Raw genomic sequence first — 13,604 nt, 5'->3', positions numbered from 1 at the left:
TTAGGTCATGCGTAAAGTGGATTTTCTATTGATTGGTCAGGGTATTGCCGGTACATTCCTGAGTTATTATCTAAAAGAAGCAGGATATGAGGTGCTGGTGATTGACCAATTCAATCCAAGCAGTTCTACGCAGGTTGCCAGTGGTGTGATCAATCCCGTCACAGGCCGACAAGTCGTTACCACTTGGTTGGCAGATGAGGTACTGCCCTTTGCATGGGATGCTTACCAAAGGATGGGCGCAGCCATTGGTCAACAAGTCATTGAACAAAGCAATATCCTCGCCTTTCCGCCTTCTGAGCAAATGATGCAAGGCTATCAAAACAAACTACAGGAAGCAAATGCATATGTGCGCAGTACAGAAGATAGCTATCAAAATTATTTCCATTATCGCCACGGCGTAGTAGAAATCGCACCTGCTTATTTAATCGACCTGCATGCTTTGTTAAAGGGTTGGCGCAACTATCTATGCAAAACAAATTCACTTATCGAGGAAAGCTTTGATGAAGCTGCGGTACAGAAAACCGATAATGACATTATATATGCAGGCACCATTACTGCAAAGCATATCATCTATTGCAATGGCGTACATGCTTATCAATCCCAGTATTGGCAAAACCTGCCACATAGTCTCAACAAGGGTGAGGCCTTGATTGCAGCGATTCCAGATTTACCCGTGCACCGCATTTATAAATTTGGCATCACCACATTGGTGCCTTGGGATGAGGGACTCTGGTGGGTAGGAAGCAGCTACGACAATCGTTTTACAGATGCTCAACCTTCTACCCTGTTCAGAGAACGCAAAGAAGCTGAGCTGCAACAAATACTTAAACTGCCTTATCAGATTGTAGACCACATTGCATCAATCAGGCCAGCAACTGTTGAGCGCAGACCATTTGTGGGCATGCATCCACAACATGCACCTGTAGGTATATTCGGCGGCATGGGCACCAAGGGCTGTTCCCTTTCCCCGTTTTTTGCCAAAGCTTTTGCAGATTACTTCCAATACCAGATACCCCTCCACCCCGCCGCAGACGTGCAACGTTTCCAGAAAATTTTAAGCCGCTGAGACTTGACAAAAAATTAATATTGCCACTCAAATTTTGAGGATGGACAATACGCCACAAACAGCAACACAAATAAACGAACAGAATACACCCCTGTTTTACAATATCCCACTTCGTTATAGAAAAATGGAGAATCTGCACATCGTTTTCTGGTTGTTTAAAGATGTGGCTTGGTGTATGGGCTGGCGCCCACTCGGCATCGTGATGATCATCCCCACTTTAGTCATCTCCATTATCATAGCCTGGCGTACACGTCAGTATGTTTCTGAACTCAGCCACAATATTGCCATAAGTTTATGGATCTCTGCCAACTCTTACTGGATGGTTAGCGAGTTTTTGCACTTTGATACCAATGTATTGTTTGGCGAATACACATTCAAACACCTGGCCTTGGTTCCATTTATACTGGGGTTGGTCATTCTAAGCTATTATTACCTTTATTGGAAACACAACCATAAGAATGATCTGGAGACCATGTAACCACTCGTAATTCCAGGCAACCATTCGTGAAATCAACCAATCCGTTGGCACCGGATTTTTATTCAAGTACAGCAGAATCTCAAGATATTTGACACATAATCGGCACTAGCCCAAATATGAATGCACACACTTTCTTTTTATTAGCCCGCTTTCGTCAGCGTGTAAAACCACCAGAAGCCAGGGATTGATACCCCGGCACTGCATTCATTCCCCAAACATATTGCAGCAGCTACTCCCCCAGTGGGAGATGGTATCCTTGACTAAACCTGATTCCATTACTGCTTATTGAACTATCATGAAACCCATGGTTATCGCCATTATTGGCGGTGCTTTATTGCTGTTTTTCCTGTAAAACAGCCCCCCTTTTTTGGCTATATTTGCCGCCAATCAAAGAGCAAGCTTTATGTACAGAACGCATACCTGTGGTGAATTACACATTCAGGATGCCGGCAAAACCATTACCCTTGCCGGCTGGGTACAGACCGTGAGAAAATTTGGCGCCATCACATTTGTGGACTTGCGCGATCGCTATGGTATTACCCAATTGCTCTTTGGCGAAGAATTGAATGCCCGTTTAGACGAGCAACCGCTTGGTCGCGAGTTTGTATTGCAGGTGTCTGGTGTTGTAAGTGAACGCAGCAACAAGAATCCGCAATTGCCTACAGGCGATATCGAGCTTATTGTTTCGGACTTCAATATTCTGAATAAATCTGCAGTACCTCCATTCACCATTACCGATGAAACCGATGGTGGTGATGACCTGCGCATGAAATACCGCTACCTCGATTTACGCCGTAACGCTGTGAAGAAAAACTTAGAACTGCGTTATGCCGTGAACAGAAGTGCTCGCAACTACCTACATGAAAATCATTTCATGGATATTGAAACACCCTTCCTGATCAAATCAACACCGGAAGGTGCGCGCGACTTTGTGGTGCCCAGCAGAATGAACCCGGGCCAGTTTTACGCCTTACCACAATCGCCACAAACCTTCAAGCAATTGCTGATGGTGAGTGGTTACGACAGATACTACCAGATTGTGAAGTGCTTCCGCGATGAAGACCTGCGTGCAGACAGACAGCCTGAGTTTACGCAGATCGACTGCGAAATGAGCTTTGTTGAGCAAGAAGACATCCTCAATATGTTTGAAGGATTGGTGAAGCGCATCTTCAAAGATGTAAAGGGTATTGATTACACTGAAGCTGTGCAGCGCATGAGCTGGGAAGATGCCATGTGGCAATACGGTAATGATAAACCGGATATCCGCTTTGGCATGCAGCTTACTAACCTGAAATATCCGGCACACACATTCCCCAACAGAACCGATATCAGCAACCTCATCAACGGCGCCAATTTTGGCGTGTTTGATAATGCTGAAACAGTAATTGCCATTGCTGTTCCCGGTTGCAGCGAATACAGCCGCAAGCAGATTGATGAAATCACCGAATGGGTGAAGCGTCCGCAGATTGGTATGCAGGGATTGGTGAATATCAAAGTAAATACTGACGGAACTTATAAGAGCAGCGTAGATAAATTCTATGACGAAACCAGATTGAAAGCCATTGCTGAAGCAGTAGGCGCCAAAGCCGGCGATTTGATTTTGATTCTTGCCGGTGCAGAAGAAAGAACACGTAAAGCCATCAGCGAACTGCGCTTAGAAATGGGCAAGCGTTTGGGTATGCGCAAGGATGATGAATTCAAGTTATTGTGGGTATTAGACTTCCCATTGTTTGAATACGATGCTGATGAAAACAGATGGGTAGCGCGTCACCATCCTTTCACCTCGCCCAAGCCAAGTGATATTGAAGTGATGATCAATAATGAACCACGCATTGCCAATGCGGCTGAATACCTCAAGCATCCTTATGCCAATATCAAGGCCAACGCTTATGATATGGTATTGAACGGCAACGAAATTGGTGGTGGTTCTATCCGTATTTTCCAGCGCGAACTGCAGGAGAAAATGTTTGCTGCACTGGGCATGAGCGATGAAGAAGCCCTGCATAAATTTGGTTTCTTACTCGGTGCGTTTGAATATGGCGCTCCGCCACATGGTGGTATTGCTTTCGGTTTCGACCGACTCTGCTCTATCCTCGGCGGCAGTGAAAGCATTCGCGATTTCATCGCCTTCCCGAAAAACAATTCAGGTAGAGATGTAATGTTAGATGCACCAAGCACCATTGATCAGAAACAATTTGATGAACTGCAGATTCAACTGAACCTGAAATAACATGAATCAATTATCCGTATTCCGCATACTCACGTATATCCTGCTACCTGTAGCAGCATTCTTAGGCGTAATGAGCCTGATTGCACTGATGCTGGCTCTGGCAAATCCCGCAGTACTTTTTCCGGTACTGCTTTTGGCTGCATTGGTTACCTATATCATTGCTTGCTTTGTATTCCTGCTTAAAAATGTGGATTCAGGCAAAGCTCCTTCTGTTAAATTACAATCGCTCTTACGTTTTACATCCATTATCAGCATCAGTTTTGCCGGTTTGTGGTTGATGAGCACTTTGCAGTTTCTCACAACTTCTTATCCAAAGAAGATTCAGATTGTGAATGAGTTTTTGAAAATGCAGCCCAATATGCCGGGGCTGAATATTGATGATTTCCTGAATATCATGAATGCTGTGTCTTGGGGCATGCTGATTTTTAGTGTGATCCTGATTATTCAGATCATGCTGTATTTCCAGATCATCCGCCTGTACAGAAACAACCCAGAAAACAAGGAGAACTGAGCAAGGTATTTTGTACTTTGGTTCCGTGAACAGCACACCGCTTGCAGAGAGATTAAGGCCTAGCAGTTTATCGGCTTTGGCCGGACAAACACACCTCACCGGTGAGGGCTCTGTATTGCGTAAAGCCATTGAGCAGGAGCGCATTCCATCCATGATTTTATGGGGACCTCCCGGCACAGGCAAGACCACCATTGCCAATATCATTGCGCACACTTTAGCAGTTCCCTATTTTCAACTGAGTGCCATCAGCAGCGGTGTAAAAGAAGTACGCGAAGTGATTGAGCAAGCCAAACAAGTAGATGCAGCCATTTTATTCATTGATGAAATTCATCGTTTCAATAAAGGACAGCAAGATGCTTTATTAGGTGCAGTAGAAAAAGGCACCATCACATTAATTGGTGCCACCACAGAGAATCCTTCCTTTGAAGTGAACTCAGCCTTGCTCAGCAGATGCCAAGTGTATGTACTCAAAGCATTGGATGAAGGCGATCTTATTAATCTGCTGAACGATGCCATTACCAAAGATGCATGGTTACAAGCACAACAAGTAACACTGCAGGAGACAGATGCATTGATTCGCATCTCCGGAGGTGATGCACGCAAACTGCTCAATTTATTTGAACTCGTCGTACAATCAGCCAATACGCAACCTGTGACCATCACAGATGCATTGGTGATGCAAGTAGCGCAAAAAAAGATTGCTATTTACGATAAGCAAGGCGAGCAACATTACGATATCATTTCAGCTTTCATCAAAAGCATGCGCGGCAGCGACCCCAATGGTGCAGTGTATTGGTTGGCACGCATGATCGAAGGTGGGGAGGATGTAAAATTCATCGCTCGCAGGATGTTGATTTTTGCTAGTGAAGATGTGGGCAATGCCAACCCAAATGCCATACTCTTAGCCAATGCTTGCTTCGATGCAGTAAGCAAAATTGGTTATCCGGAATCACGCATCATATTATCCCAATGTGCTACTTATTTGGCATCCTCTCCAAAAAGCAATGCTGCTTATGAAGCTATTGGTGCAGCACTAAGTGCTGTACATCAAAAAGGGGATCAGCCAGTGCCCTTACACTTACGTAATGCGCCTACCAAACTCATGAAAGACATGCAGTATGGTAAAGATTACCAATACTCCCACTTGGGCGAAGGCAATTTTATTGAGCAGGAATATTTGCCCGATGGTTTGAAAGGCACTCGCTTCTATAACCCAGGCAATAATGCCAGAGAAAATGAACTGCGCAAATTTCTCCGCGAACGTTGGAAAGACAAATATGGTTATTAAGTCTAACTACTGAACTCTCTTTGGTACTAAACGACCAACGACTTTCTCTGTATCTTCTTCGCCGCGCAAGCCACCTTCATGGTATTCCGCATCCTCGTTTACGTTCCAAACATCATACAATTCTTCGCCGGCAATGATGTTCTTCGCAGCCAACATAGCCGTCATCATACTATGATCTTGGTTATTGTATTTGTGCATACCATTGCGGCCCATCAGGTAAATACCCGGATAAGGCTTTAACGCTTCACGAATGGCTTCTACATTTTCTTTGTAAGTATGATCGTACACCGGATAAGCTTTTGGCTGACGCACCACATAACCATCTACTACTGCAGATGCTTTGGTTAAACCAATCTGAACCATTTCTTTGGTGGCCAGTGCAATCAGGTCTTCATCCTTGCTCGTCCAAAGGCCATCGCCTTCAAAACAGAAATACTCCAGTCCATAACAAGCCATCGAAGGGTCTGGCACCATATAAGGGCTCCAGCTCTTGAAGTTCTGAATACGGCCCACTTTCACGGAAGGATCATGGATATAAATCCAGTTATCATCAAATGCATCTTCGTCTTTACAAATCAGCACCACGGTTAAGAAGTCTCTGTAACCCAACTTCTGTGCAGCTTGGTAACCGCTGGCTTCCAGTTGTGGCTGAATGCTTGGAATCAACTCACGAATTGGTGCAGAAGACAATACATGATCAAAGCCTTCGAAAGTTCTACCATCAGTTGTGGTGATGGACCATTTGCCATCTTGTTGATGCACACCTTTAACGCCGCAATTCATTTCCACTTGTACCCCCATGGCAATACACTTGTCGCGACAAGTCTCCCACATCAAACCGGGGCCACGTTTAGGGTAACGGAAAGAATCAATGAGTGTCTTAATCACTTTATCCTTGCCACCACTTGCTTTGGGTTTAAACAGCGCATTCCAGATAGCACTGCTGAGTGAAAGTCCTTTGATACGCTGTGCTGCCCAGTCGGCAGAAATCTCTTTACAAGGAATACCCCATACTTTCTCTGTATAGGTTCTGAAGAAAATATTGAAGAGTCTTTTACCAAACTGATTGGTAACCCAATCTTCAAAATTGGTTGGATTCTTTACAGGGAAAGCTTTGGCTTGTAGGTAGCTGAGTACGCACAATGCACTTTCAATGATCCCCAGTTTTTGTAGGGCTTCCATTGCTACCAATGGGTAGGAAAAGAACTTCTTGTTATAATAAATACGTGAACTGCGCGGACGCTCCAGCATTTCATCGCCAAGGATCTCTGTCCAGAAATCTTCTACTTCTTTGCTCTTAGAGAAAAAGCGGTGACCGCCGATATCGAATGCATAGCCTTTGTAGGTTTCGGTACGGGAGATACCACCTACATATTGCGGGTCTTTTTCAAACACCACTACTTCCTGCTGTGCCTTACCCAATAAATAGGCGGCCGTTAATCCCGCAGGGCCTGCACCAATGATTGCAACTTTTTTTGCCATAGTATTCACAAGGGTGCAAAGGTGCAGAAATAATGGGGTAATACCATGTATTTTTGACCCATGGAGCAAGGATTTACCCACAGTATCAAGCATTTCAACGAGTTAAGTGCCACTGAGTTATACGAAATCATTCGCTTGCGGAATGAAGTTTTTGTTGTGGAACAAAACTGTGTGTTTCAGGATGCTGATAATAAAGACCAAGATTGTTATCACCTGATGTTGCGTCAAAATGATGCTTTGGCGGCTTATACCCGACTTGTTCCCAAGGGCGTTTCTTATCCTGATTATATGTCGATTGGCCGTGTGGTGAGTTCGCCTGCGGCGCGAAGAACAGGTGCCGGCAGGGCTGTGATGGAATTATCGATTGAAGCTTGTTATCGTTTATGGGGACAAGCACCCATCAAGATTGGTGCGCAATTATACCTCAAGCGTTTTTACGAATCACTAGGCTTTGTACAAAGTAGTGATGTGTATGATGAGGATGGAATTGATCACATTGAGATGATTAAAGCATAAAAAAAACAATAGATACAACCTAAACCAAAAAACGGAACGCTCAGGCGTTCCGTTTTAGTCTTGTCAGCAAGCAACTTTACTTCTTAGGTCTTTTAAAATAGAAGCGGGTTATGAAAATACCCTGACCATCTTTTTCACCAGCATCACTTTCTACGCCAGCAACAATGGTCATCAAGTCCCAGCCATCTTCCATCATACTATTTACCTTGCTGTTTACAACTGCATCATTTGCAGCGATGTTCTGAAAACGGATACCGCCCATATTGAAAAAGTTGAGGATTTTGGTTTCCGCAAAATTCTTCACCCGAATATCATCACGATCAGATTTATTTCTTGTGTTATCATCTTCAGACCTGACAGAGGTAAACTCTTTGTAATCTCGAGGCTCTAAAGCATGAATGATTCGTGAGCGGCCAAGTCCGCTTGGAATGATTGACTCAATGACAGTGAAGGAGGTAAACTCATAGCCTTTTTGGGCTTTGGTTTCATTACCCGAGAGCATAGCAAGCAGGAATGCACAGACAATACCTGCTTTTTTTGTAATCCTAGTGATGGACAATTGCATATGTGTTGTTTTGATTGAACAGTAATTTAATGAAAGATTTGGATTCTGATTTAACTGCGGTTCTGCTTATTTGTATTGCTTTAATTGGAGGTGCTTATACTGCACTTTCATGGCCGGACCAACATGTACTTGTACCCCAATTAATCCCTTTTCGCTTCGGTTAACCGTATCATCATCAGTTACATCACTCATTAGTCGGCCATTGATATAGTGTTGCATACGATTACCGCGTACAATCAGGTGGAAATCATGCCACTGATTAGGCAATAAACCAGCAGTTAAACTATCTGCACTTCCTAAAGACGCAGTCTGATTTACACAAGTCCAGGCATTGTTACGAACACGCTTACTAATAGCTTCCAAAGAAGTTTGCTCCATACATGTATTGACGGTGGTCTTCTGACCGATATAGGCCAATGTGGTACGTTTTCGTTCTTCATAGTTCTGTCCTGTGTACCAGTTTTGTCCGTCAATATCTGCCTGATAACCTCTTAAAGCATAGGGTATGCCTTTCACTTCCTCACTCCTGTAATTAATCCCTGAATTACCTTCAGCACTGATCCTGAATTGCCCTTTCAGCTCAAAGTCTGCCGGCATACCGCCACGCCAAATAATAAATGAGTTGTGCTGAAGAAGATTATTCGGTTTTACCTCTCCCGTTAAAGCACTGTCTTCTACCCGCCAATAAGTGGTATCACCATACCAGCCATCTAGGTTACGGCCATTGAAAATAGAGACAAAATTTGTTTGTGTATTCGTCTGACAAAAAACAGCAGCACTATTGATGATGCCAGACAGACTAAACAGCATTACACGAAAAATCTTTACCATGAGCACAACTTGATGACCCAAAATTGCACTTTCCTGCTTCTAAACACAATCGCATAATGATGTGATTCAAAGCACTGAACTAGACAAGACTATGCCTTACTGCGTAGGCCTTTAACAACAAAAAAAACAAGTACAAAAAAGGGCAAAACGGACACTATGATGCTTGGGTTCATATCCATAAAACCAATTACCAACATGAGTGCCAATAAACTACTTAGGGCAATAATACCAGACCAAGTAAGTATTTTCGAGGGCTTTTCTTGAAATACAGTAATCAGCAGCATCAGCTGCCCCAGCATGGGTAAGATGGTCAATGGATGAAAAACTTCAGCCGGTTTTGTAAAAAGCTTTAATAAAACTTCGCCTTCTGCCTGAAACAGAAACATAGTATTACCCCCACCCCATTGCAGGTAGCCTAGCAAGGATGTTAGCACCACACTAATATTGAGTATTTTATGACGCAAATACAGCCGTTTGATTACACTGAAGGTAAGCAAAACTGAACTTTAAGAATATACCTGTCTTTGTTGGTCGCCAGACCAACAAAGACCAAAAGCCAAACAGCGTTGTCCTCATCGCTGGGATACCGCAGGGTCTCCGCAAGCGGAAGACCCTGCGAGGACAAAAAAGCTCATGCGAAAAAAGATTAATGATAAGTTTTCTCGATTTCATTCATCAACTTAACGGCAGACGACTTCGCATAATCCATTCTGGATTCTAATATTTTAACCGCCACCTCAAGTTGTACCAAATCATTATATAGTTTATGTAATTCAGTAGGACTACTATTAACTAGACGTAATTGAGCTGTAGCGAATACTTTTTCTTTTAATCGATCAAAAGCCGTATCCTGAAGAGGAGGATAACTTGCACGAAAAGCGCTAATCAATTCATTAAAAGAAGTTTGATCAGCAAGCATATTAAACTGCTCATTAACCTTAGCGCTTGTTAGATTTGCTGCCTCCACAGCTGATTTAACCATATAAGTTACTCGCTCATAATAGTCGTTGACTTGAATAATCAACGAATCATTTTTCACTAAGCGAAGTAAGCCAGTTGTAGTTAGCTGTGTATATGCAGAAGAGTTAAATCGTGGTTCTCCGTACACATTTAATCCTTCCCTCAATCTGTAGAAATTTGAATACTCCTTTTTTCCTTGAATAATCAACATAACTTCTTTACGCAAAGAATCTAATACAGTGATTCCAAAACGGTTAGCCATTTGATTTCGCCCTATTCTTGTGGTATCATATCGGAGATTGTCCACCATTATATTTAGCTGCCGCTCAACCCTTTGCTCTTCAACATAATGCTCTCTAAAGTTCTCCGCCAGAAAACCACAGAACACAGCTAGAAACAACATAAAAAACTCCCAGAAATAAGTTTTCCAGTTTTTCTTACCATGATCGTGGTGGGCGTGATGATGTACTTCCATTGGTTCAGGTGATTGTGGTTCTTGAGTAGGCTCAGTTAATACAGTCTCAGACATAGGTTCTCCATCCAAACTGTTCAACTTTTCCTCTTGATGATTTGATTCCATGAAGGGTGATTAGCAATTTAGCCAACAATGCGCAGCATTATGCACGAATAAATAAGATGCAGCAGATAGTCAGCTTGGTTGATGTGTCAATTTACAAAAGATTTCCATTTCTTGCCTTTGTTGGTCGCCTGACCAACAAATACCATGCTCCATGCTATGGTGTCCTCACCGCTAAAATACCACAGGGTCTCCTATACGGAAGACCCTGCGGGGACAAAAAAGGGCAAAAGTTATTTTATCACTTGAAATACCAAGCAGTTTTCATAAGCGTAAGAAGCTGTGAGTCGAAGTATAGCAGGTGAATAGAAACAAGCTTAATACCTATCTTAGGAAATATATATCCAGAAAACGAATGACTTCATCAAAATGCTTCAGCGGCGCCGCATGACCGCCCTCCACTGCTTTATGCAAATGGGGATATTTGAATTGGCTTTGACCTAGCCGCTCCATCATTGACTCAGCCATGGGTGTGGATGGACAAACCTCATCCTTGGTTGCAGACATGAACAAAATAGGCCCCTTGATCTTTTCTACCGGAATTGCAGCTTTGGCCAACGCAACACTGTCTTTCAGCATTTCCTCAAAAGCTCCGCGCAAATTGCGTTTCATCAAAAAGGGCACAGCCGCATCATTTACCGGCAGAAAAGGCAATTGCTTTTGCTCGTAAGTCCAGCAGGAACTTGAAAAATGAATTGTATTGCCGGGAAAAACTGCATTACTGCCTACAATACTGATTACACAGTTGATATCTGGATAATAGCTGCCTAATAACAATGCTAGATCGGCCCCTCTCGATCCTCCGATAATCGCAATACGCTTACCGTTTACACCTTTTTGCCGGGCAGCTAATCGGATGGCATTGTACACATCTTCGATAGCAATTTTCTCCAAAATAGCCGGCGTTCCTTTTCCACGGAAATAGCCAAGTGCAAGAAATGCATAGCCCTTGCTGATAATCTGATCTCTTGTCTTTTTCCAATAGTCACTGGCCCATGCATTACCACCCTCTGATCCGCCAAGCCCAACAATAAGTGGTTGTTTACGCCCCTCACCCAGATACAAGACTGCTTCCACATTGGGTGTTGAAAGTGTAATCTGAGCAAACTGTTTAATAGAAAGGAAAAGACAAATAATAAAAATGGCTACATGCTTTGCTTGCATAGCAGTGATGATTTATGCAAATATGCAATTACACTTCTCCGAAATTTTTGACCCAGATCAAAAAATCATTGTTCCGCTCTTAACCTGCTTAAGGTTTCCTGAGCGATGCCCAGATAAGAAGCTACCATACCAAGTGGAATGCGGTGATGAATATCATGATAGGTTGTACAAAAATGCTGGTATTTCTCTTTGGCTGTGCTAAAGCGCATGGAAGTAATGCGCTCCATAAAATGCCCAAAAGCTGAACCCATGGAAAGTCTTGCATAACGTTCCATCTCAATAAAATGATTGAACAAATACACAAGATCATCCACATGCAGACAAGCACACGCTGTTGGCTCAATGGCATCAATGAAATAGATATCCTTTTGTTGCTGCATAAAGCTTCTGGGTGAATTTACCCATTCATGCTCAGCGCTGAAATACTCAGATACCTCTTTTTCATCTTTCAGAAAGTATACACGTACCAAGCCCTTCTGTATAAAAAAGCTCTGTTTGCAGATATTTCTGGCATCATGCAACAAATCACCCTTTTTATATTCAGCAAAGGAAAGCCGCTTATCCAACTCTGCCTTTAATGCGTCACTAACCGGAATATATTTCCTGAAATGCGCTATAACCTCATGATTGACTATTTCACTGCTCAATGGTGTGTATTTTGTTTTCTCTAAAACACAGCGTGTTTGCATGAAGATACGCAGCTGACTGATTGTTCTGCATATTGCTTGTATATAATTGAATCAGATTAATATGTACTTTTTGCTGGTCGGGCGACCTACAAAGGCTAGAAGTGCGTTAATAAATCTTAGCATATTGTAGCCGATCTAAATCACTCAGCTCTTTAATAAGGTGCGTTTTACCATTTGATAACAAATAAACCTGATCGGCTATATCGGTTACTTGTTGAAACAAATGATCGGATATCAAGAAACCTTTCCGCTCTTTTTCTTTCTGCAATAACACTTGCAAACGCTCAATATATAATGGCATTAGCTGAGAAAATGGCTCATCCAACATGGAGAAATGTGATGGAGACATCAATACCACGTACACTTCTATCAATCGTCTTTGTCCGCCAGACAAATCACTAATCCGCGTATGAATAGGCTGTTTGAATTCAGGGAAATGTTCGCAGAATGTGGCATAATCCAAAGTGAAATCAGTAAACACTCTTTGTAAGGTTAAGAACCCCGGTATAAAATGGAACTGAGGCAGATACGTTAATAAATTAGGACGCTTAAAAGCATCATATATAGGTTTACCGTTCAATCGAACCGATTTGCTTAATGCAGGAAGGGTACCATAAATGATGTTCATCAAGCAGGTCTTACCCTGACCGTTTCTGCCCAATAAACCGGTAATCTTACCTGTTTCGCACTTCATGTACACATCAGCCAGAATCCTTCTCGCACCAAAATCCAGCATGATACCGTCTGCTTCCAGTTGATATTTCATTTGAGCTGATGGATTAATATCAGTGAGAGAATAAAAATCAGCAAATCAACCGAAAAAGAGAAACCCCATAAAACAACTTTAGATAGGCCCACGTTTCTGTAATAATAGAGTTGCTTATGTTGGTAAAGATTGATGAAATAATATACCAGGCCTGATGTAAGCAACTTAAACCAGCATATTGCAGCAATCGTTGATAATCCATATTTCCAGAAAATAGATGCGCAACAAGCTGTTATCAGCCATGTGGCGAGATAGAAGCTTCTATAGAAAGTTAACACCAACCGTAAGGTCCTAATAAGGCGTAGATTCAAATTGCGCAATTTGAATAGTAATTTAATCTCATTGACGCAATTGTATTCAAATAAACAGAATTATAACAGGTTTTTAGAAAGTTGCAGACTGCTGCCTAAGGAAATATTACTGCCTACCGTTGATATACAATTTTAGTTGGTCGGGCGACCAACTAAGGCCAGAATCTGTT

General features: G+C 42.6%; 14 protein-coding genes. 6 read left to right on the top strand and 8 right to left on the bottom strand.

Annotated features, from left to right (window positions below; genetic code table 11):
* Nucleotides 1–7 precede the first annotated feature (7 nt).
* The 5 genes from J0L83_00310 to J0L83_00290 all read left to right on the top strand — a co-directional run bounded on the left by J0L83_00310 (nt 8) and on the right by J0L83_00290 (nt 5,573).
* The gene (locus J0L83_00310; protein ID MBN8662986.1) at nt 8–1,066 is read left to right on the top strand and encodes an FAD-binding oxidoreductase; all 1,059 of its coding nucleotides are present in this window, start codon (nt 8–10) and stop codon (nt 1,064–1,066) included.
* A gap of 124 nt (nt 1,067–1,190) precedes the next feature.
* Nucleotides 1,191–1,544 (top strand): hypothetical protein, encoded by a 354-nt coding sequence (locus J0L83_00305; GenBank protein ID MBN8662985.1) that lies wholly within the window; start codon nt 1,191–1,193, stop codon nt 1,542–1,544.
* A 403-nt stretch (nt 1,545–1,947) separates the two neighbouring features.
* Nucleotides 1,948–3,774: an aspartate--tRNA ligase gene (gene aspS / locus J0L83_00300; GenBank protein ID MBN8662984.1), complete on the top strand. Its 1,827-nt coding sequence runs from the start codon at nt 1,948–1,950 to the stop codon at nt 3,772–3,774.
* Between the two features lies 1 nt (nt 3,775).
* Nucleotides 3,776–4,285 (top strand): hypothetical protein, encoded by a 510-nt coding sequence (locus tag J0L83_00295; GenBank protein MBN8662983.1) that lies wholly within the window; start codon nt 3,776–3,778, stop codon nt 4,283–4,285.
* A gap of 25 nt (nt 4,286–4,310) precedes the next feature.
* Nucleotides 4,311–5,573 carry a replication-associated recombination protein A gene (locus J0L83_00290; protein ID MBN8662982.1) on the top strand — a complete coding sequence of 421 codons (1,263 nt, stop codon included), beginning with the start codon at nt 4,311–4,313 and terminating at the stop codon, nt 5,571–5,573.
* A gap of 6 nt (nt 5,574–5,579) precedes the next feature.
* Here the strand turns inward: J0L83_00290 and J0L83_00285 are convergent, their stop codons facing one another.
* Nucleotides 5,580–7,055, bottom strand: a complete 1,476-nt coding sequence (locus J0L83_00285; protein MBN8662981.1) for an NAD(P)/FAD-dependent oxidoreductase — start codon at nt 7,053–7,055, stop codon at nt 5,580–5,582.
* A 60-nt stretch (nt 7,056–7,115) separates the two neighbouring features.
* Between J0L83_00285 and J0L83_00280 the strand changes: the two genes are divergently transcribed.
* Nucleotides 7,116–7,571: a GNAT family N-acetyltransferase gene (locus tag J0L83_00280; GenBank protein MBN8662980.1), complete on the top strand. Its 456-nt coding sequence runs from the start codon at nt 7,116–7,118 to the stop codon at nt 7,569–7,571.
* A gap of 76 nt (nt 7,572–7,647) precedes the next feature.
* On the opposite strand, the gene J0L83_00275 is transcribed toward J0L83_00280, so the two are convergent.
* The 7 genes from J0L83_00275 to J0L83_00245 form a co-directional block, all read right to left on the bottom strand.
* A complete protein-coding gene (locus tag J0L83_00275; protein MBN8662979.1) occupies nt 7,648–8,136 on the bottom strand; it encodes a hypothetical protein in 489 nt (162 codons plus the stop codon).
* A gap of 66 nt (nt 8,137–8,202) precedes the next feature.
* Complete coding sequence (locus J0L83_00270) at nt 8,203–8,967, bottom strand: DUF1080 domain-containing protein (protein ID MBN8662978.1); 765 nt, start codon at nt 8,965–8,967, stop codon at nt 8,203–8,205.
* Between the two features lie 89 nt (nt 8,968–9,056).
* Nucleotides 9,057–9,431, bottom strand: coding sequence for a hypothetical protein (locus J0L83_00265; GenBank protein ID MBN8662977.1), 375 nt, complete (start codon nt 9,429–9,431; stop codon nt 9,057–9,059).
* Between the two features lie 182 nt (nt 9,432–9,613).
* Nucleotides 9,614–10,507 carry a hypothetical protein gene (locus tag J0L83_00260; GenBank protein MBN8662976.1) on the bottom strand — a complete coding sequence of 298 codons (894 nt, stop codon included), beginning with the start codon at nt 10,505–10,507 and terminating at the stop codon, nt 9,614–9,616.
* A gap of 321 nt (nt 10,508–10,828) precedes the next feature.
* Complete coding sequence (locus J0L83_00255) at nt 10,829–11,668, bottom strand: hypothetical protein (protein MBN8662975.1); 840 nt, start codon at nt 11,666–11,668, stop codon at nt 10,829–10,831.
* 65 nt (nt 11,669–11,733) lie between these two features.
* Nucleotides 11,734–12,357: a Crp/Fnr family transcriptional regulator gene (locus J0L83_00250; protein ID MBN8662974.1), complete on the bottom strand. Its 624-nt coding sequence runs from the start codon at nt 12,355–12,357 to the stop codon at nt 11,734–11,736.
* Nucleotides 12,358–12,463: 106 nt separating this feature from the next.
* Entirely contained in the window at nt 12,464–13,123 is a 660-nt protein-coding gene (locus J0L83_00245) for an ATP-binding cassette domain-containing protein (GenBank protein MBN8662973.1), read from the bottom strand.
* Nucleotides 13,124–13,604 lie beyond the last annotated feature (481 nt).

It is taken from the genome of Chitinophagales bacterium (assembly GCA_017303835.1).
Lineage (GTDB): Bacteria > Bacteroidota > Bacteroidia > Chitinophagales > Chitinophagaceae > JAFLBI01.
Note: the sequence above shows the minus strand (reverse complement) of the source record. Positions and strands in the feature narration are given on the sequence as shown.

What these genes read in the sequence shown, in the direction of transcription:
- J0L83_00295 (MBN8662983.1), top strand. Translation starts at nt 3,776, where the DNA reads ATGAATCAATTATCCGTATTCCGCATACTCACGTATATCCTGCTACCT.
- J0L83_00310 (MBN8662986.1), top strand. Translation starts at nt 8, where the DNA reads ATGCGTAAAGTGGATTTTCTATTGATTGGTCAGGGTATTGCCGGTACA.
- J0L83_00305 (MBN8662985.1), top strand. Translation starts at nt 1,191, where the DNA reads ATGGAGAATCTGCACATCGTTTTCTGGTTGTTTAAAGATGTGGCTTGG.
- J0L83_00285 (MBN8662981.1), bottom strand. Translation starts at nt 7,055, where the DNA reads ATGGCAAAAAAAGTTGCAATCATTGGTGCAGGCCCTGCGGGATTAACG.
- J0L83_00250 (MBN8662974.1), bottom strand. Translation starts at nt 12,357, where the DNA reads ATGCAAACACGCTGTGTTTTAGAGAAAACAAAATACACACCATTGAGC.
- J0L83_00275 (MBN8662979.1), bottom strand. Translation starts at nt 8,136, where the DNA reads ATGCAATTGTCCATCACTAGGATTACAAAAAAAGCAGGTATTGTCTGT.
- J0L83_00270 (MBN8662978.1), bottom strand. Translation starts at nt 8,967, where the DNA reads ATGGTAAAGATTTTTCGTGTAATGCTGTTTAGTCTGTCTGGCATCATC.
- aspS (MBN8662984.1), top strand. Translation starts at nt 1,948, where the DNA reads ATGTACAGAACGCATACCTGTGGTGAATTACACATTCAGGATGCCGGC.
- J0L83_00255 (MBN8662975.1), bottom strand. Translation starts at nt 11,668, where the DNA reads ATGCAAGCAAAGCATGTAGCCATTTTTATTATTTGTCTTTTCCTTTCT.
- J0L83_00260 (MBN8662976.1), bottom strand. Translation starts at nt 10,507, where the DNA reads ATGGAATCAAATCATCAAGAGGAAAAGTTGAACAGTTTGGATGGAGAA.
- J0L83_00245 (MBN8662973.1), bottom strand. Translation starts at nt 13,123, where the DNA reads ATGAAATATCAACTGGAAGCAGACGGTATCATGCTGGATTTTGGTGCG.
- J0L83_00280 (MBN8662980.1), top strand. Translation starts at nt 7,116, where the DNA reads ATGGAGCAAGGATTTACCCACAGTATCAAGCATTTCAACGAGTTAAGT.